This window comes from Polaribacter vadi, assembly GCF_001761365.1.
Lineage (GTDB): Bacteria > Bacteroidota > Bacteroidia > Flavobacteriales > Flavobacteriaceae > Polaribacter > Polaribacter vadi.
In genome coordinates this window covers 643,844-663,420 of the sequence record NZ_CP017477.1, presented here as the reverse complement: position 1 = coordinate 663,420, position 19,577 = coordinate 643,844, and the positions used below count along the sequence as shown (strand labels likewise).

Annotated in this window: 16 protein-coding genes; 13 read left to right on the top strand and 3 right to left on the bottom strand. The window is 29.0% G+C overall.

The genetic code is table 11. The annotated features are described in order from the left end of the window. The first annotated feature begins 577 nt into the window (after positions 1-577). The 3 genes from LPB03_RS02995 to LPB03_RS02990 all read left to right on the top strand — a co-directional run bounded on the left by LPB03_RS02995 (position 578) and on the right by LPB03_RS02990 (position 3,175). Entirely contained in the window at positions 578-1,981 is a 1,404-nt protein-coding gene (locus LPB03_RS02995) for a hypothetical protein (protein ID WP_065319346.1), read from the top strand. A 26-nt stretch (positions 1,982-2,007) separates the two neighbouring features. Continuing rightward, entirely contained in the window at positions 2,008-2,139 is a 132-nt protein-coding gene (locus tag LPB03_RS16875) for a hypothetical protein (RefSeq protein WP_262502071.1), read from the top strand. Between the two features lie 748 nt (positions 2,140-2,887). Continuing rightward, the gene (locus LPB03_RS02990) at positions 2,888-3,175 is read left to right on the top strand and encodes a GIY-YIG nuclease family protein (RefSeq protein ID WP_065319347.1); all 288 of its coding nucleotides are present in this window, start codon (positions 2,888-2,890) and stop codon (positions 3,173-3,175) included. Between the two features lie 345 nt (positions 3,176-3,520). On the opposite strand, the gene LPB03_RS02985 is transcribed toward LPB03_RS02990, so the two are convergent. The 3 genes from LPB03_RS02985 to LPB03_RS02975 all read right to left on the bottom strand — a co-directional run bounded on the left by LPB03_RS02985 (position 3,521) and on the right by LPB03_RS02975 (position 6,130). Further along, the gene (locus tag LPB03_RS02985) at positions 3,521-4,390 is read right to left on the bottom strand and encodes a cation diffusion facilitator family transporter (RefSeq protein WP_065319348.1); all 870 of its coding nucleotides are present in this window, start codon (positions 4,388-4,390) and stop codon (positions 3,521-3,523) included. A 361-nt stretch (positions 4,391-4,751) separates the two neighbouring features. Continuing rightward, a complete protein-coding gene (gene hxpB / locus LPB03_RS02980; RefSeq protein WP_065319349.1) occupies positions 4,752-5,393 on the bottom strand; it encodes a hexitol phosphatase HxpB in 642 nt (213 codons plus the stop codon). After that, on the bottom strand, positions 5,393-6,130 hold the full coding sequence (locus LPB03_RS02975; RefSeq protein WP_065319350.1) for an NUDIX hydrolase: 738 nt from the start codon (positions 6,128-6,130) through the stop codon (positions 5,393-5,395). The genes hxpB and LPB03_RS02975 overlap by 1 nt, the downstream gene beginning before the upstream one ends. A gap of 313 nt (positions 6,131-6,443) precedes the next feature. On the opposite strand from LPB03_RS02975, the gene LPB03_RS02970 reads away from it, so the two are divergent. The 10 genes from LPB03_RS02970 to LPB03_RS02925 all read left to right on the top strand — a co-directional run bounded on the left by LPB03_RS02970 (position 6,444) and on the right by LPB03_RS02925 (position 18,361). Then, a complete protein-coding gene (locus tag LPB03_RS02970) occupies positions 6,444-6,989 on the top strand; it encodes a hypothetical protein (protein WP_197497427.1) in 546 nt (181 codons plus the stop codon). Then, the gene (locus LPB03_RS02965; RefSeq protein ID WP_065319351.1) at positions 6,990-7,874 is read left to right on the top strand and encodes a carbohydrate kinase family protein; all 885 of its coding nucleotides are present in this window, start codon (positions 6,990-6,992) and stop codon (positions 7,872-7,874) included. A gap of 770 nt (positions 7,875-8,644) precedes the next feature. Next, complete coding sequence (locus tag LPB03_RS02960) at positions 8,645-9,445, top strand: hypothetical protein (protein WP_065319352.1); 801 nt, start codon at positions 8,645-8,647, stop codon at positions 9,443-9,445. 427 nt (positions 9,446-9,872) lie between these two features. Continuing rightward, entirely contained in the window at positions 9,873-11,834 is a 1,962-nt protein-coding gene (locus tag LPB03_RS02955; RefSeq protein ID WP_065319353.1) for a DUF2779 domain-containing protein, read from the top strand. A gap of 1 nt (position 11,835) precedes the next feature. Next, positions 11,836-12,846 (top strand): helix-turn-helix transcriptional regulator, encoded by a 1,011-nt coding sequence (locus LPB03_RS02950; RefSeq protein ID WP_065319354.1) that lies wholly within the window; start codon positions 11,836-11,838, stop codon positions 12,844-12,846. Positions 12,847-12,974: 128 nt separating this feature from the next. After that, the gene (locus LPB03_RS02945) at positions 12,975-13,292 is read left to right on the top strand and encodes a DUF3892 domain-containing protein (RefSeq protein ID WP_065319355.1); all 318 of its coding nucleotides are present in this window, start codon (positions 12,975-12,977) and stop codon (positions 13,290-13,292) included. Between the two features lie 4 nt (positions 13,293-13,296). Beyond that, entirely contained in the window at positions 13,297-14,316 is a 1,020-nt protein-coding gene (locus LPB03_RS02940) for a nucleotidyltransferase family protein (protein WP_065319356.1), read from the top strand. A 1-nt stretch (position 14,317) separates the two neighbouring features. Next, positions 14,318-16,456 carry a ThiF family adenylyltransferase gene (locus LPB03_RS02935; protein WP_139058957.1) on the top strand — a complete coding sequence of 713 codons (2,139 nt, stop codon included), beginning with the start codon at positions 14,318-14,320 and terminating at the stop codon, positions 16,454-16,456. Further along, a complete protein-coding gene (locus LPB03_RS02930; protein ID WP_065319358.1) occupies positions 16,449-17,282 on the top strand; it encodes a DUF6602 domain-containing protein in 834 nt (277 codons plus the stop codon). Before LPB03_RS02935 ends, LPB03_RS02930 begins: the two co-directional genes overlap by 8 nt. Positions 17,283-17,287: 5 nt before the next feature. Continuing rightward, positions 17,288-18,361 (top strand): hypothetical protein, encoded by a 1,074-nt coding sequence (locus LPB03_RS02925; RefSeq protein ID WP_065319359.1) that lies wholly within the window; start codon positions 17,288-17,290, stop codon positions 18,359-18,361. The last annotated feature ends 1,216 nt before the right edge of the window (positions 18,362-19,577 follow it).

The window sequence follows — 19,577 nt, the reverse complement described above, 5'->3', positions numbered from 1 at the left end:
TGAAACGGCAAGTGTCCAAAGAGTGAAACGTAGTGGAACGGTCTGGACACGATAGTGTAATAGCTTGTAGAATTCAAGAAAATTAAAATAAGTCTAGATTTTTTTGTTTCTTTTTTCATCAAGGGAAAAAAGAAAAGAATAAAGAATAAAGAGCAAGCACACAGAAAGCAGAACGCTTTAACCAACAGATTGCCACGGCTAAAAAAGCCTCGCAATGACGAGGTTTAAATTACAACAAGCCTTTCATCAAACTTTCAAGTTAATCTTCTTTTAACAAGTTTGCTTTTATACAAGCTTCATGTGATATTCTGAGGTTATATTGATATATGATTAAATTACAACGTAAACTTAACAAATTTACAAATTAACTTTCCTTTAGTGAGTTTGCCTTTCGACAAAATTAGTTGTTGGTATTGGTTTTCATCCTCTCTCCTTAGCCATATCCATGGATTTCTTGTGTTTGGAAACACTATAAAGTGTTGATTATATATGAAATACCTATTTATAGGTAGGGTGTTGGGTTGTTATTTGTTTTAATTTTAAGGTCTAAACCAAACAACAATTAAAACAACTCATTATGAAAAAACTTGCTACTTTATTATTTTTCTTATTTGTTTTTACAATACAAGCCCAACATGACATTCTTTTAACTTATGATTCAGATAAAAATGATATTTCAGCTGATAGAACGGAAATAGTTAGTAAAAGAGAATATAACATTGTATTAGATAATGTGAATTCAGCCATTGTAAAAGCAACAGTTAAATTAAGATATTTTGATATTGCTTCTGATATACCAGAAGTACTAAAACCAATTTTAAACATAAGTAGTTCTGACCAAATAAGTTTTGATAAGGATAATAAAAGTATGTTTATGGAAGCAATTTCAGAAATAGAAGCATTAGAATTATTAGACGAAGAAGCTATTTTGTATATCAATAAAAAAGATTCTATTAAAGAAAACAAAGGTATAGAAAATAAGTTAAGTGAATTAGAATTTAAAAAGTTACAAGAGCATGTTCAAACTGATATTTTAGAGAATTTATATAGTCTTGCAAAAGAAAAATCTGCTTTATTAGATACATTAACAAACAAAATTAATAATTTATACACAAGAACATTGGTTAATCCTGATACTGCAAAAGCACTAATTGTAGAACAGGATATATTACAAAATTTCAGAGTAAGTAATAAAAATGATTTGATAATAGAAGTTTCTAGAGCAGTATATTTTATAAAAGCAACAGAAGTTTTATTTAAATTACGTTTAGAAAAAATAGACACACCATCTATTAAAATAACGATGCTTTATGCATATCTTAAAGAAATTGAAACAAAGCTTTCTGTAACTGAGTATATAAAAGATATTAAGTTTCTCTATGTTTCTAAGACAGCAAAAAGTATAATAACACTTGAATCTTTTAAAGCAAAAAACGCAGGATTACAAGCTGAAGTAGTTCTAATAAATAAAAGAACAAATGATACTATAAAAACACAAAAGATTAATTTTTATACAAAACAGAATGTTACATTCGATTTTTCTTCTGGTTTTTTTCATTCTAATAAAGTCGATCAAGGTTATTATTTAGAAAAAAGAGATACATTAATTAATAATGTTCTTAAAGAGAATCCTAAAAAAGGGGATATTTCTATTGGTGCTTTAGGACACATTTCTTGGCGTTATACAAGTTCGTTTAAAGCTGGTTTTAATCTAGGTGCATCTATATCACCTTTTGACGGTAAAACAAGATATTTAATAGGAGTTAGTGCTATTTTTGGTAGACAAAATCAGATAGGCTTTAACATTGGTACGAGTTTTACTAAAATAAAGGAACTATCAAACGCAGTGAAAGAAGATAATTTAGGTTTATATGTAAATTCATCAGTTACCGAAATACCAACATTCGATAGAATAAGAAGAGGTATTTATTTTGGAATTACTTATAATGTTACAAGCACCAAGAAGTTTAAGGACGAATAAAATCTTTTACTTCCTATAAATCCTAGGTGCTAATTAATTTAGGTTTATATGTAAATTCATCAGTTACCGAAATACCAACATTCGATAGAATAAGAAGAGGTATTTATTTTGGAATTACTTATAATGTTACAAGCACCAAGAAGTTTAAGGACGAATAAAATCTTTTACTTCCTATAAATCCTAGGTGCTAATGTGGTCATTGAGTGCCTATTTTAAAATAATTAAGTATATTATAAAAATAATGAGATTGGTATTGCCCAGAAAGAAGTATAGGATATATTAACCAACAGATTGCCACGATTGAAAACGCCTTGCAGTGACGCTTTGAGACTGATAGATTGCTATGGCTGAAAAATGCCTCGAAATGGATTTGTTGTGGAATAGTCATAGAATGATGAGTATTTAGATATTTTAATGAATACAAGTCATTGCGAGGAGGTACGACGCGGCAAACCCACGTATGAGTATTCAAACAAAAGTAAGAACATGCTGCTGCTTTGAACTTCACAACCAACAGATTGCCACGGCTGAAAAAGCCTCGCAATGACGCGTTGTAAAAAAACGCTATGTACAACTCTATGTGCTCTATGTACTTATGTGGTGAAAATAAGTAGCGCAAAAAGAGGTGTAGAAAGATAAACTAACAGATTGTCATAGCTGAAAATGCTACTTAATGACGATGTTTAAATAGGTTTGGAATGATGAGTGTTTAGATAGTTTAATAAATACAAGTCATTGCGAGGAGGTACGACGCGGCAAACCCACGTATGAGTTAGCACAGTACAGTAAGAACGCACTGCTTTATACACAAAGCTTGGAACTTTACAACTAACAGATTGCCACGGCTGAAAAAGCCTCGCAATGACGAGATTTAAATAGTATTACTATCTTGTACAAAAAAAATTAATGAAACCAGGCTATGTATACATCTTAACCAATAAAAACAATACGACCTTATATGTTGGAGTCACATCGAATCTAGCACAAAGATTAAAACAGCATCGTAGTAAAGCCAATGAAAAATCGTTTACTGCAAAATACAATCTAGACAAGTTAGTATACTATAAAGCTTTTCAAATGATTGGAGATGCCATTGCCAAAGAAAAAGAATTAAAAGCAGGTAAAAGAGCAAAAAAAATAGCCTTGATAGAAGGTGTCAATCCAAATTGGGAGAACTTAATTCCTGAATTTTAAAATAGAATTGGAATGATGGGTATTTAGATAGTTTTTGTTAGCATGAGTCATTACGAGGAGGTATAAGCCTGTTGCGAGGAGGTACGACGCGGCAAACCCACGTATGAGTAAGCAAATAACAGTAAGAACATACTGTTAAACACATAAAGTATAGAAAGATGAACTAACAGATTGCCACGGCTGAAAAAGCCTCGCAATGACGTGTTTTAAAAAAAGCTATGTGCAATTCTATGTGTTCTATGTCCCTATGTGGTGAAAAAAAGGTACGCAAAAAAGGAAGTGCAGAAAGATGCACTAACAGATTGCCACAGCTAAAAAACGACTTGCAATAACGCGTTATTATTTTTATGCATTCGGTTCAATATGAATGAGTACGTGTCCTAAATTCGGGATTTCTTCTCGTAAATAGTCCTTTAAGGTATGGGCAATATCGTGTCCTGATTTTACGGAGATATCACCGTTTACAATGACGTGTAAATCCACGTGAAATTTCATTCCTGATTTTCGAATAAAACACTTTTCAGTATCCAAAACACCTTTCACTTCTATTGATTTTTTTCTAATTTCAAGGATAAGGTCGTCATACACCTGCTCGTCCATTACTTCTCCTAACGCAGGTCTTACGATTAAATAACTGTTGTATAAAATAAATGCGGAAGCCAATAATGCTGCCCAATCATCGGCAGTTTCATACCCTTTTCCGAATAGGATGGCTATGGAAATTCCGATAAATGCCATGACCGAAGTAATGGCATCACTTCTATGATGCCAAGCATCTGCTTTGAGTGAAGAACTATGGGTTTGTTTGCTTTTTCTAATAACGATTTGATAAGAGATTTCTTTCCAAATGATGATTCCCCCTAAAACAAGTAACGTCCACGGTTTCGGAATTTTATGAGGTGTTTGAATATTTTGAATACTTTCGGAGGCAATGATGGTTGCAGAAACCACCAAAAAAGCAACGACACCAAAGGTAATTAAGGGTTCAATTTTTCCATGTCCATAGGGATGGTTTTCGTCTGCTGGTCGTTTTGCATATTTAAAACCCAATAAAACTAGTAAAGAAGCAAAAATATCCGTTGTAGATTCAATGGCATCTGCAATTAACGCGTACGAATTCCCAAAAAATCCCGCAAGTCCTTTTATCAAGGCTAAAATTGTATTTCCGATGATGCTGAAATACGTGATTCGTATGGCCGTTTGTTCGTTATTCATTCGTTTTGTTTGATTGCGTACAGCGTTGTTATTTATGGGTTTGTTGTAAGATTAAACAATCTATTTAAATACTTCTTCATCAAGAACATTTCATTGTGTAAAATTAATGATTTTATAGCTGCTGCAAACGTAAAAGTTACATTTCATCCTCTGAGTTTTTAGTTGGCTAGAACAGTTTTGGTTATGTGCCTTGGGTCTGGAGTAGTACAAATTCTTGTGTGGAGGTATTTGTTGTAAAAATACTATGGGCAACTCTATGTGCTGTAAAAAAAGTAATGTAAGAAAAAAGGTGTAGAAGGATGAATTTACAGCTTGCTTTGGCTGAGCGTGCTTTGTACATTGTACCTTGCAACAGGTTGTTTTATTGTAAAAATTCAATAACCTCAAACATCGATGTAAAAATAGCATCCGCTAAACGAAACCTTGGGTCTGATGGATCTTCGGGAATTACAACGGTTTTCATAGCAGCAGCTTTGGCAGCAATTAAACCAGTAACACTGTCTTCTAAAACGATACAATTACTGGGTGAAACCTTTAATTTTTTGGCAGCCTTTAAATAAACTGCAGGGTGTGGTTTGCCATAAACTTCCTCATCTGCACTACAAACAACCTCAAAATATTGTGCGATTGATAACCTTTTAAAAACGGCATTTATAATGGGTAGGCTAGAGGAGGTTGCCAAAGCAATTTGGTACTTATTTTCTTTTAAAAAATCTAGTAATTCGTACAAGCCTGGTTTTGCTTCTCCTTTTTCAGCAATTAATGTAGTAACTGCGTTTATAATTTCTTGCTCCAATACTTTTGGATCTAGTTGTAAGGAATGCAATTGACACCAGGTAAAAGCAACATCGTCAATTCTTTTGCCCATGGTATATTGAATACAATCTTCAATTGAAATCGTAACCTTGTACTTCGATAAAATGGATATTTGTGCTTGTCTCCAAAAAGGTTCTGAGTCTATGATGACCCCATCCATATCAAAAATAAACGATTTTAGCTCCATTAAATATTGATTAAAAAATTAGTGTTGACCATTTTGTCATAAATATTTTTACTGAACATATAGAGCTGTGCAGGTCTTTTAGAAACGCCAATTTGCTTTTCATCTAAAGGAATCATATATTTTTTATTGATAAGTTTTCTTCTAAAATTACGGTTATCTATGGTAACTCCGAGAATAGACTCATAAACCTCTTGTACTTCATTAATGGTGAATTTTTCAGGTAGAAGCTCAAAAATGATAGGCTCATGTAAACATTTCGTTTTTAAGTCTTCATAAGCTTCTTGTATAATTTTTTTATGATCAAAACCTACACTTGGTAAGTCTGTATAGGGAAACCATTTAGCTTCATGTTTATTATGAATCACATCAATGTCTTCTGTTTTTAATAAAAAGTAATACGCAATGGTAATGGTTCTAAAATTAAAATTTTCATGCTTACTCCACAACACATCTTTTTCGTTCATTAATCTATTAGGATCTCCAAAGGCTTTGAATTGTTTCTTATACAAATTAGTGAGTCCCGTTAATTCTTTTAAAACTCTAGAAGCAGCTTCATCCAACGTTTCATTTTCATAGATATGATACCCTGTTAACACATAATCGTCTACCAACACTTCATCGCTAGTGGTTGCTTTTAAATATCGTTTTATCAATAAAACATTCAATGATTTTGTGTTTGTATCATACCCAAAAATGACACAGTCTACCGATAAATTTGGAATCTTTTTTATTTTCATAAGATATTGTAAGGTGTAAATTTAATCAATTTATTGCGAATAACCAATAAGCGTTTTTTAGACGTTCATATACCACTATTTTATGCTTATTACTGTATATATCGATTTTAAAGATGATAAAACGTCCTGTTTTTTACAGTTGAACGCATAGAATACAGCTTCTGAAAAGTCAATATAGCATACTTTACAGCTAAATTAGCGTATATTTTTTAATTTTTATTAGAATATGTCAAATAATTTTATATACATTTGCATATCTAACGTCATTATGAAGTTTATAACTGAAAGTGATTTCATCGTAAATTAAAAAAGAATGGCACTACCCATTGAACAGGTATCCTTAACAGCAGTAGCCTCCACAAGAAATAATCACATAGTACGAGTGTGTATGTTGTTGTTCTTTACAGCGCATACAATGTCTGCTCAAGAAACGATTGAACAACAAGAGGATTACAACGCGTTTTCAGTAGGAGTACATCTTAAAAACATGCATTTATGGCATGGGTTTGTAGTAACTCCTGGCCCCATGATTGCCACAAGTTTAGAGTTTAATTCTAGCGATGCAAAATTAACTTTAGGAGTTTGGGGAGGAACTAGTTTTGGAGCCTCTACAGATGTTACCCATAAAAATACAGGTGAAACCATAGCAGCACATTATCAAGAGTTTTCTCTCTATAGCAAATATCGTTTTTCAGACACCTTTTTTATGGAAGCAGTTTCCCACAATAATTATACAGGTGTAGAAGAAAGAGGAGATGAGTTGCACTATTGGAGTTATGATAAAACGCAAAGTTATAATTTTGTTGATGTTGGTTTTGGTTATCTTGTAACCCCCAATAGAGTATTAAATAAAATTTAGATGGCACAAATTACATGTTTTGGCGAAGTACTTATGGACGTATTTCCCACGCACAAAAAAATAGGAGGGGCTCCTTTAAACGTTGCTGTAAGATTACAATCTTTTGGCAATGCTATTGCTATTATTAGCAGTGTGGGTGCCGATAAAAAAGGAAAAAAGATTGTTGATTTTATTCAAAAAAACAACCTTAATTGTGAAGGCTTACAAGTTGATGAACAACTGAAAACAGGCAACGTAAAAGTAAGCTTAAATTCAAAAGGTTCTGCATCTTATGAGATTAAGTTTCCTAGAGCTTGGGATCAAATTCAACTTACAGAAAAAGCCAAAAACATCACAAAAGAGGCAGATGCTTTTGTTTTTGGAAGTTTAGTGGCTAGAAACGAGGTATCAAGAAATACGCTCTATGAACTCTTAAAAATAGCCAATTATAAAATTTTTGATGTCAACCTTAGGCCTCCTTATTATACCATTGAAATTCTGAGTTATTTAATGAATCAAGCAAACTTTATCAAGTTTAATGATGAAGAAATCTTTGAAATTGCGAAAGCCTTAAATTTTGAATCTACTTCCTTAGAAGAAAATATTCAATTTATTGCAGCAACTACCCAAACCAAATCTATCTGTGTGACCAAGGGAAAACATGGAGCCATCTTATATTATCATGATGCGTTTTATTACAATAAAGGCTATCATATAAAGGTGGTAGATACTGTTGGTGCTGGAGATTCTTTTTTAGCCTCTTTAATTACGAAACTATTAAAAAAAGAATCGCCACAAAAAGCACTTGATTTTGCCTGTGCAGTTGGAGCTTTAGTAGCTGGTAGCGAAGGTGCGAATCCAGCAATAAAAGTAGAAGATGTCAACAAATTTCTTTTTTCTAGCTAACAAGGGTTTTGTATTGTCCATTTTTTCTTCATGTTGATTTGGGACCCCATCAAATCTCCTTTTTTACACAACTATCGGTCAAGTAACAAGAACTATAAAGATTCCTTTGCTTTGGGTTTAAGAGAAATCCACCAAGGTTGCCTTTTTAAAAGTTGGCATAACACGATGTATTTTTAAAAATTACCATGGGGTACCCCTAAAAACCAATTTACTGATAAGGAAACACTTCACACATCTTTACCCATATAAACACATCCTGACACACAATAAAACACGCTGAAAAACCCTGCCACCAAATGACACAGTGCCTCGAAATTAAAAATGCAGTTGTCATTGCGAGGAGGATACGACGTGGCAATCTTTTAATTGAAACAGGCATTAAAAAAATTAATTCGTGCCTCACAATCGCAGGATTATAAATCACATTCAATCGTGTCATTCCTAAAAAAGAAGAACCTCATAAAAGATCAAAATCAAAGCATTAACACTCAAGCTTTCAATAACAACATCAAAACACCAAAATCACAATCCCTATAAAATAAGAAAAATAGATGAAATAAAAAAAGGGGGTTTTCCCCCTTTTAAATTTAAATATTTTATTATATGTTTGCCTCACTTTAATTACAACACTCAGATTCTTATACACTTAGCCCATATCATTCGGCCAATGATTATTATGGTTTGCAATCGTTGCACACCAATTATCTAATCAGATTGCAAGTAAATTTTAAATCGACTCATAAAATAATTGCAATCACAATTCATTTATTATGGCAAAGCAAAAAGGCTTTATTAAATTACAAGGTTCATTAGGAGGACTAACATTTTACGAAAGTGGTGGCAATAGTATCGTAAAAACTACAGGGGGTGTAGACAAAAGCAGAATTAACAACGACCCAAATTATAAAAGAACTAGAGAAAATATGTCAGAATTTGGTGCTTCTGCTACAGTAGGAAAAGCACTGAGACTAGGTTTTTCATCCATCATTAAAAGTTTCAAAGACAGTACCATTACAGGTAGATTAACAGGTACTATGAAACGTTTAAATACACTAGGTGCTGGTATTCGTGGACAGCGTCAATTTGAAATACTTACAAACAAAATTGTTTTAGAAGGTTTTGAATTCAATAGTAAAATTCCGTTAAGCACTGTTTTTTATCCAGAATTTACCGCTCCTACTTTAGATACTAATAGAAGTATTGCAACATGGGTAATACCAAATTTTAATACCTCTAATTTCTTAAGGGCACCAGAAGGTGCAACACATTTTAAGATGATACTTGTAAGTACAATTCTAAGTAACTATGAATATGTACCAGGTTTAAAAAAATATGAACCTACAGATTCAGAAGAAAATGAAGTAAATGGAATTTCATACAGTGATGCCATAGCTATCGGAGGCGAAGTAGGTGCAGACACCACTTTAACGGTAGATTTAGGCTTTACAAGCGCATTACCAAATACAGTAGGAGTTGTATTAGCAACCGGAATCTTATTTTATCAACAAATTAATACAGAATTCTATGAGCTTTCAAGCGCTAATGCAATGAGAATAAGTGCTATTGGATAACAATTTTAATAACACTAAAATATAAAGGGGTAAGAATCCCTTTAGTATTGCAATTAAAGTTAGAGGCAACCTTGGAGAAGGTTGTCTCTTTTTTTTTTTTAATTTATAATTTTCACATATTATCTAATAGAGTGGAAGTCCCCACAAAAAAACTATTGTTATCTATTTGTCCCGCATTTTTATTACGGGTTTACTTCGCTTTGGAAAAAGCTAAAAAAAAACTAATCTTCTTTATTTTTTTCTTTCTAAAATCTTTCTTAAAAAAAAATGTAATGGGATTATTTTCTCTAATTTTTAATCAATTAAGGATTTCCGTAAATATATACGTCCTAAAATTCTGTATATTTGAGTATTACATTTTGCTATGTGTAATACCTAACTAATTGCTCTAAATGTAAATTTGAGTAAATTATAAAAAGAAAAAGATATGAGAGTACTTTCAAAATCAAGATTCAAATTAGGGCTTGAATGCCCAAACAAACTCTATTACACTAATAAAAAACAGTATCCAAATACTAAAAATGAAGATTCATTTTTACAAGCATTAGCGCAAGGTGGTTTTCAAGTTGAAGAATTAGCAAGAATGCATTATCCAAATGGAATTTTAATTGAAGGTAATGATTGGGATTATCAACTTTTATGTGAGCAAACACAAGAATTACTAAAACAAGAAAATATAATTATTTATGAAGCAGCTTTTTTAATAGATGGATTATTCATTAGAACAGACATCATCGTTAAAAAAGGAAATGATATTGAATTAATTGAAGTAAAATCTAAATCATTTACACCAGATAATGATTTTCTTTTTGTAGGTAAAAGAGGAGCAATGGTTGCAGGTTGGAAACCATATTTATTTGATGTAGCCTTTCAAAAGTATGTAATGCAATTATGTTTTCCTGATTGGAAAATTAAATCATTTATGATGATGGCAGACAAATCCAAGAAAGCAAGTATTAATGGATTAAATCAATTATTTAGAATTACAAATAAAGGAGATAATCGTACTGGTATTATTAAGAAAGTTCAATCAATTGAAGAAACAGGAGATTCAGTATTAGGTAGAAAAGATATTACTCAAATTGTAAAGGATATTGAAGCAAATAAATTTAAGTATCATACAAATTTAACTTTTCAAGAATCTATTTTATTATTTCAAAATATTTATGAAAAGGATAATTATGCTAATTGGCCAACAAGTTATAGTTCTTGTAAGAAATGTGAATTCAAATGCTCAAGAGTAGAAGAATTAGAAGGTTATAAATCTGGTTTTAAAGAATGCTTTAGCAAACAACATAAATGGAGTGAAAAAGAATTTAATGAGCCAAATACTTTTGATATTTATGATTTTAGGAGAGGTACAAAACTTTTCAATGAAGGCATCTTTTTTAAAAAAGAACTTACAGAAGATAATATAGGATTAAAAGAAAACCCTGAAAAGCTAACAACATCTCATAGACAATGGTTGCAAATTAAGAAAGAGGTTGATAGTGATAATAATATTTATGCAGACATTGAAGGTTTAAAAAAAGAAATTGAAAGTTGGAATTTTCCTTTACATTTTATTGATTTTGAAACGAGTACAGTTGCTTTACCTTTTAATAAAAATCTAAAACCATATGAACAAACAGCTTTCCAGTTTTCGCATCATATATATTATGAAAACGGAACAATTGAACATGCAAATGAATATATAAATAATATTGCAGGTGTATTTCCTAATTTTGATTTTATTAGAGTATTACAAAAAGCTTTAGAAAATGATAATGGAACAATTTTTAGATATTCATTTCATGAAAATACAATTCTAAATGCTATATATGTTCAATTATTAAACTCAAATGAAAAAGACAAAGATGATTTAATAAATTTCATTCAAAGTATTTCTCATTCAAAAAAAGATAGCGCAATAGAATGGAAAGGAGAAAGAGATATGGTGGATTTATGGGGAATTGAAAAAAGTTATTATTATAATCCTAAAACCAAAGGATCTAATTCTATAAAGGCAGTTTTACCAGCATCATTAAACTCAAGTAAATACTTAAAAGAAAAGTATTCAAAACCACTCAATCAAATAAAAGTTACAAGTAAAAATTTTTCCAAACAACACATTTGGTTGCAAATTAAAAATAATACTGTAACCAACCCTTATGAAATGTTACCTTCAGTATTCCAAGATTGGAGTGAAAATGAAATTGAAAATACATTATCAGATATTGAAGGTATTGCTGATGGGGGAGCAGCGTTAACAGCTTATGGTAAACTGCAATATACAGATATGGGACAAGCAGAAGTAGATGAATTAACTTCTGCATTATTAAAATATTGTGAATTAGATACGCTAGCTATGGTTATGATTTATGAACATTTTAAAGAATTAATCGATTAATATGGCTAAAAATCAAAAAGCATTAAAGAGATATTTAGTCATTCTAAAAATGTTAAGCAGAGAAGATAAATATTCTTCGAAAAGAATACATCAAGCTTGCATAAATAGTGGTATTGAAGTTAAATACAGAACTATCCAACAGGACCTTAAAGACTTGAAAGATGATGATACTATTTTTGGTAAAAATCTAGGTATAGTAAAAGACAACAAAGAAAAAAAATGGTACAGTTCAGGAATACCAAAAGAAATATTTTCAACACTTGAATTAAAAGATGGAGAAGTTGATGCATTACTGTTCTATACTAAAATAATTAGTCAATATAGAGATTATCCTATTTTTAAGGATATTTCACAAGCTATGAAAAAAGTAATTGATGGTTCAAATATTTCAGAAGACAGAAAAGAATTATTTAAATTAGAAAATTTAATTGAGCCAGAAAAACATCCACCTATTTCAGGTATTGAATTCATTATGGATTTATCTCAAGCAATTTCTAAAAGAAAAGTAATACAATTAGAATATAGACGATTTGGAAAAGAATCTAAAATACATAAAGTAAAGCCGATTCTTTTAAAAGAGGATAAACTAATGTGGTATTTAATAGGTATAAATATTAAGTATGATAGTTTAATTACGTTTGCTCTAGATAGGGTTAATAGTGTTTTGCTTTTGGATGAAGATTTTGTTAAAGTAGAATTTAATAGTGCTGAATATTTTAAACATTCATTTGGTATAACTGTTTCCTATGAAGAGCCAATTGAAGTAATTATTTCATTTGGTCCAGAACAGGCAGATTATCTTAAAACCTTACCTATTCACTCAACACAACAAATAATAAAAAAAAATAAAAAAGAATTAATTATAAAAGTGATTGTAAAACCTTCATATGAGTTTTTTTCAAAAATTTATAGTTATGGAAGTAACGCAACCGTAATTTCACCAAATAGTATTAGAGATGTTTTTATAGCCGAATTTGACAAGGCTAAAACTAATTATAAGCTAAATAATTAAAAATAATTTAAACTATTTTTAATGGCGCATATGGATTGCGCCATCTTGTTATTTATTTGTATTGTTAAATAGTTTTTAATAACAAATTATTTAATTTTTATAAATTTAATACAAATAAGAACACTAAAATGGCAAAAGCAGCAGACTATTTTATTTCGGGAGTATGGAAAGATACAAACGACAATATAACTTACGTATTACTTCATCAAGTGAATGATAAAAATTCATTTTTAAATGGGGTAAAAACTAATGAATTAAATACAATAAATCTTATTAAACAAAATAATATTATTTACACAATCACCTGGAGTTATCCTGGTTGGGAATTAGGAGCAAAAGTTACTTATGTAGCAACTAATAATAATGAATATTTGAGAACAGTTGCCAATGCTTCAATAAAAGATAATTTGGATAATTCAATAAATATGAAATCAATAATAAATTAATATTATGGCAAAAAATAAAGACGAACATCTAAAAAAAGTAATTGATACTCACGATATAAATAAAGTTGAGCATTTAAGTAAGTTCATTGCAAAGAAAAACAAAGTTAAAGAAGCACTAAATAATAAATATTCAGATAAAAAAGCTTCCAATTCTATTGATTCTGGTTCTTATGCAAAAAATACAGCAATTAACACAAAGTTTGATATTGATTGTTGTATACCTTTTAGAAAAAAGTCCAAGGATAATAATGATGAAAAGGGTTTCGAAACTTTAAGTGAAATGTTTGATGATGTATATAAATATTTGAAAAATGAATATACAAAAAATGATGATGATATTAGTAAAGAAAATGTAAGGAAACAAAAAGTGTCAATAGGTTTGAAATTCGACATTGATGGAGTAGAGTTTGATATGGATGTTGTTCCCGGAAGAGAAAGACCAAGCAACAATGATTATAATGACAATAATACTGATTTGAGTTTATATATAAATCCATCAAATAAATCTAAAAAAGAAGAGGAAAATAGTAAAACAAGAATAAAAACAAATATCAAAACTCACGTAGGTTTATTAAAAGGAGCTAATAGAATACACGAAAGGAAAGTTACAAAACTTTTAAAAGTTTGGAAAACAGAGAGAAAAAATCAAAATGGAGGTAAACTTATTAAATCATTTATGATGGAACTTTATACCAAAGAAGCATTTGATAATTCTGTTGAAATACCAATTGGACTTTGGGAAAAAGTTAAATTAGTTATGAATTATATTATTGACAATATAGAAACTACTAATTTGGTAGACCCTGCAAATTCAAGCAACATTATTTCTGATTCAATGAGTGATACTGCAAAAACTCAAACTAAACGAGATATGAAGAATACCATTAAGGATGTTGATGATGATTCTGATAAAATAAAAGAATATTTCCCTTTAAATGATGAATTTGATGATGATGATGATGATGATGATGATTCAAAGAGTGTCTCAACAGCTTCTATCTTAAGCACAAGTAAATTTGGATAATTTGAAAGAAGAAGACATTATTAAAAGAATAAATAATCTATTAAAAAAAGATAAAGGTTTAGTCTTAGTTGAAAAAACAAGAAAAGATGGTAACTATTTTAAAGGTAAATTAGAAGTAAATTATTTGGAACAAGTATTGAACTTTGATTTTGCTATTCCTCATAACTACCCTTTAACACATCCAAATTCGGATAATATATCTATTATTTTTAGAAATAAAAATTATATAGGACTTAATCATATAAATCCTGATGGTTCAGTATGCTTTCATCCAGATAAAGATGATGACTTTGATAGAAAATTACTTTATGAAATTAAATGTTTGAAACAATGGATTAGAGATTATTATATTTTTAAGAAAGAAGATGATAATTATGCCTATTTAATTCATAATACAGAAAGTGGATGCATTAACAAGCTATATTTTACTAACACAAAAAATAGTTTTAAAAAAAACTCCTTTGGGACTTTCCGTTTTTCTATCTTTTCTGATGAAAAAATTGGAGAGAAAAAGTTTCCTGTTAAAAAAATGTTTAGACTTGGTTTTGAAAAAGGTCAAGAAGATGTTTGGTCAAATACTTTTATTAAAGATTTAAAAACAAGAGGTACTAAAAAAGGATTATATTATTATATACAAGATGAACCTTTAAGAAAAAGTAATTTAGGTAGAAAAGCTATTGAAAATTGGGATGAACTAAAAGATTATTTATCAGATGAATTTATTGAAAAGCTATATTTAGGTTTAAAAAGAGATTTCAATAATAATTTCTATCACGAAAATAGTCTGTTTCTTATTATAGGGTACAAAATACCAAATAATGAAAGCTATGAAGAGCATTGGGATTTAATAAGAATACCAAAAAAAAATATTCCTATTGATTCAATAAAATTAGCAAAAGATGAACAAACAAATCCGAAAATAAGGTTTGAACATATTTTAAAGAAAAATAAAATAAATTGGGGAACAACTGAAAATATTGATTATAGTAGATTTTTTGGAAGAGGGAAGTTAAATGATAAAATTACTAATTCAAATATCTTAATTATCGGTTGTGGTGCTATTGGAAGTTCTTTATCAGAAATTTTGGTTAGAGGTGGGGCTAAAAATATAATTCTTATGGATTTTGATTCTACAAAAGGTGGAAATCTTTGTAGAGCAAATTATCAATTAAAAGATATGATATTTCCTAAAACTAATGGTTTAATAAATAGATTAAAATCAATTTCACCATTCGTTGATGTAGCTGTTGAGTATGATAAATTAAATAAATTTGATTTAAAAATTCTTGGAGATGTTTTTAACAAAAAACTTGATATTATTTTTGACTGTTCAACAGATACAGAAGTAACTTATATAGTTGATAAACTTAATTTTACTGGTAATGTTTTTAGTTTAGCGATAACAAATAATGCAAAATCTTTTATTTCTATAACTGGAAATTATTTAACAAAACAAGCAAAGACTATTTTTGATTTTGTAGAAAATGAACCGCCAACTTATTTTGAAGGTACTGGATGTGGTTATCCTACATTTGAAGCAAATTATAATGATATAAATGCTTTACTTAACATAGGTTTAAAAGTTATTAATAATAATTTTTCAAAAAATAAAAAAAATGAATCCTTTATTATTCAGCCAGATTTTAATAATTTATTAAACATAGATATTGAAGAGTATGAAAACTATAATTGTATATATATGAATAGTTCAATACATATATCAAAAAGTGTTTTAAAAATCATAGAAAAAGAAACAAAGTTTCATTACCCAAAAGAATTTGGTGGTGTTTTTGTGGGATTTAAGTCCAATAAAAATTTTATTATAACTAATATTTTAATACCTGATGAATACAAAAATGGGCAAACTATTTTTATTAGGCATCCAGGAACATTAAATGAGAGATTGAATGAAATACATAATTTAACAAATGGTAAAATTCAATATTTAGGGGAATGGCATTCACATCCTAATGGTCCCACAAATCCAAGTTCTATAGATATAAACGCAATGAAAGAAATCGCAAAAGATAAAAATATTAATATCGGTAATCCATTATTGATGATTGCAGAAGTTGATAAAACTTATTTTGGTAAAGATTTATTTATATACGATGATAAAATATTAAAAAAGTATGAGTGATAAGATTAATTTAAGAAAGTTATTTGGAGGTTTGCAAGCACAAATGATTGCCCAATTAAATACAAATAGAGAATTTATAGAACATCCTGGTTCTAAAGGAGATTCGTTAGAAAACACTTGGATTGAATGGTTAAGAACATATTTACCTAATAGATATTGTGTTGATAAAGCTATTGTCATAGACTCTAAAGGACAATTAAGCCATCAGATTGATTTAGTAATTTATGACCAAACATACACACCTTTTGTTTTTAAGCAAAATGGTATTTTTTATATTCCAGCAGAGGGAGTTTATGCTGTTTTCGAAGTGAAACCAGACCTTGATAAGGGTAATATAATTTATGCAGGAGATAAAATTGAAAGCGTTAGAAAATTATTAAGAACATCAACAAAAATAATTGACAGAGGTAGACCTTTTAATCCAAGAGCTTTAACTAAAATTTTAGGAGGTATATTAACTATAGAAACAGAAATAAAAGAGCCTACTATCGAAAAACACTTAAAAAGTCTAAAAGGATTAAAGTCTATTGATATTGGATGTGCTGTAAAAGACAAAAGTTTTTACGTTAATTATAATAAGGATGATAGTATTTTTAACCTCGAAAAAGATGTTAATTTATCTTTGAAAGAACATAATGATTTAATTGCGAAATTTTATGAAAACAGAAATGTAAAAAATATAGAATTTAGTAAAAAGAATAATTCATTAGTTACATTTTTTCTTCAGCTCACAAGATATTTACAACAAAGTATTGGTACAGTTGCAGCAATAGATTTATCTGAATATGCAAAAGCAATAAATTTCGAAATAGATGAAGAAATATAAAAATAATGGATAAGAAACTTATCAAATACAGTAAAAACGGAATAGTTATTTTTGGATTGAGTAATGCTTTAATAAATGCTATTCAGCAATTAAATTCAATCAAAGAAAATCCAGAACAGGTATTTGATTGGTCAAAAATATTTAAATCAGCAGGTAATGGAGCTATTTTAGGAGGATTAGGAGGTGCTTTTTTAGGTGGAATTGTAGATTCTAATAATGATAAAAAACAACGTTTAAATACAAGTGCAATATTATCAACTGTTGTTTCAAATATTAGATTAGATAAAGAAAACCCAATTTATAAAAAACTATCTATAAAAGCTAATCGTATTATAAACGAAATAGAGAAAAAATTTAGATATAGTTTAGGTGGTTCGCCTCTAAAAATTGGTTCTACTGAAGATGGAACATCTCTTTCAGATTCTTTTGACATTGATATAAGTATACCTTTTTCTTCAAATAGTTTTAGTTCTACATCAGAAATGTATGAAAGTCTTTATCAATTTTTAGATAAAAGTTATTCGGATAAAAATCTAATTGAAGTCAGAAAGCAAAGAAAATCTATTGGATTATTATACAGAATTAATAATGAGGATTACAAAATTGATGTTGTACCTTATAAATTAAGTAAAACAATTAATAATAAAACTGCTGGTTATCTATTCGTGAATAATAATTCAATATTTAAAAATGATAGCTATACAAAAACAGATATTATTAGTTTGAAAAGTATTAATTTAACTAATTCTCAACAAAAACTGCTGATAGTATTCAAAAATTGGAAAAAAGAATTTTCTATACCTATTAGTTCACATTTATTAAAAATGTTAATAATAGATGCCTTTGAATTTAATAAAGGAAATATACCAAGAGATTTTACAAAAAAGATACTTTTATTACTAAATTATATTGAAAAAAATATAATGTCCAAAAGAATTATTAGTATTGAAAACACAAATAATATTTTGACTAATTTTGATGAATCAGATAAGTTATATATTAAAAATGAGTGCATTAAAATTCTTAATGATTATGAATATCAGCCTAATTCAATTTTAAAATATTTTAAAAATATATAATTGTAGAACTAAATGTCAAGTATTAATGACAAAATATTAAAATTATAAAATCAGAGTTTAATAAATTTCAAATTAAATTTTCTGAAAAATAAAATGGGAGGGAAGGAGTAGATTTCTTAATCGGAGAAAACCAATTATATCTACAATCCTTAGATTTAGACAATCTTCAAAGAAGTATAAAAATTAAAAAAAAATATTTAGGAGAACTAAAAGATAATTTATTTATTGCTTTAGTTTTAATAATAGATAAAGAACTGAAGATTTTTATTTAATTCCTTCAAAATAGTATTAATAATCAAGAGATTAAAACCTTTTCAAAGTAAACTTAATCTGTTACAATTTATTCTAAAATATAACGATTGAGCCGTAATTGTTTCCAAATTTATATGTGAGCCTTGATTTTTTTGTTTTGTGTAATATTTTGTAGAATTCAAGACTACCAAAACCAAAATATATTTTGGTTGTAGGTAACTATAAATGGTAAAGAACATTGAAAAAAGAGATTACCAATTAAGAGATTGCTTCGTACCTCGCAATGACGGTTAACTTTGATAATTAGAACTAATAAAAAAACTGGTTATAATCTAAACCCGACATACTTTTAATTTTCGTAGCAATTCAAAAGATATGAAACGGCTAAGTGTCCAAAGCTTGTCCTCAACTTGATTGGGGAACTCAATAAAAAGTCTGGACACGTTAGTGTAATAGATTGTAGAATTCAAGACAACCAAAACCAAAAAAGAAAAGAATTTAAAATAAATAGTATAAAGTATAGAGGAAAGAGAAAAATCATAGTTACAATCCTAACCCGACATATTTTTAATTTTCGTAGTAATTCAAAAGATATGAAACGGCTAAGTGTCCAAAGAGTGCAACGCAGTGAAACGGTCTGGACACGTTAGTGTAATAGATTGTAGAATTCAAGAAAATTAAAATAAGTCTAGATTTTTTTGTTTCTTTTTTCATCAATGGAAAAAAGAAAAGAATTATAAAATAAACAGATTGCTTCGTACCTCGCAATGACGGTTAACTTTGATAATTAGAACTAATAAAAAAACTGGTTATAATATAAACCCCGACATACTTTTAATTTTCGTAGTAATTCAAAAGATATGAAACGGCTAAGTGTCCAAAGAGTGCAACGCAGTGAAACGGTCTGGACACGATAGTGGAATATAATGTAGTATTCAAGAAAATAATAGTAAGTCTAGATTTT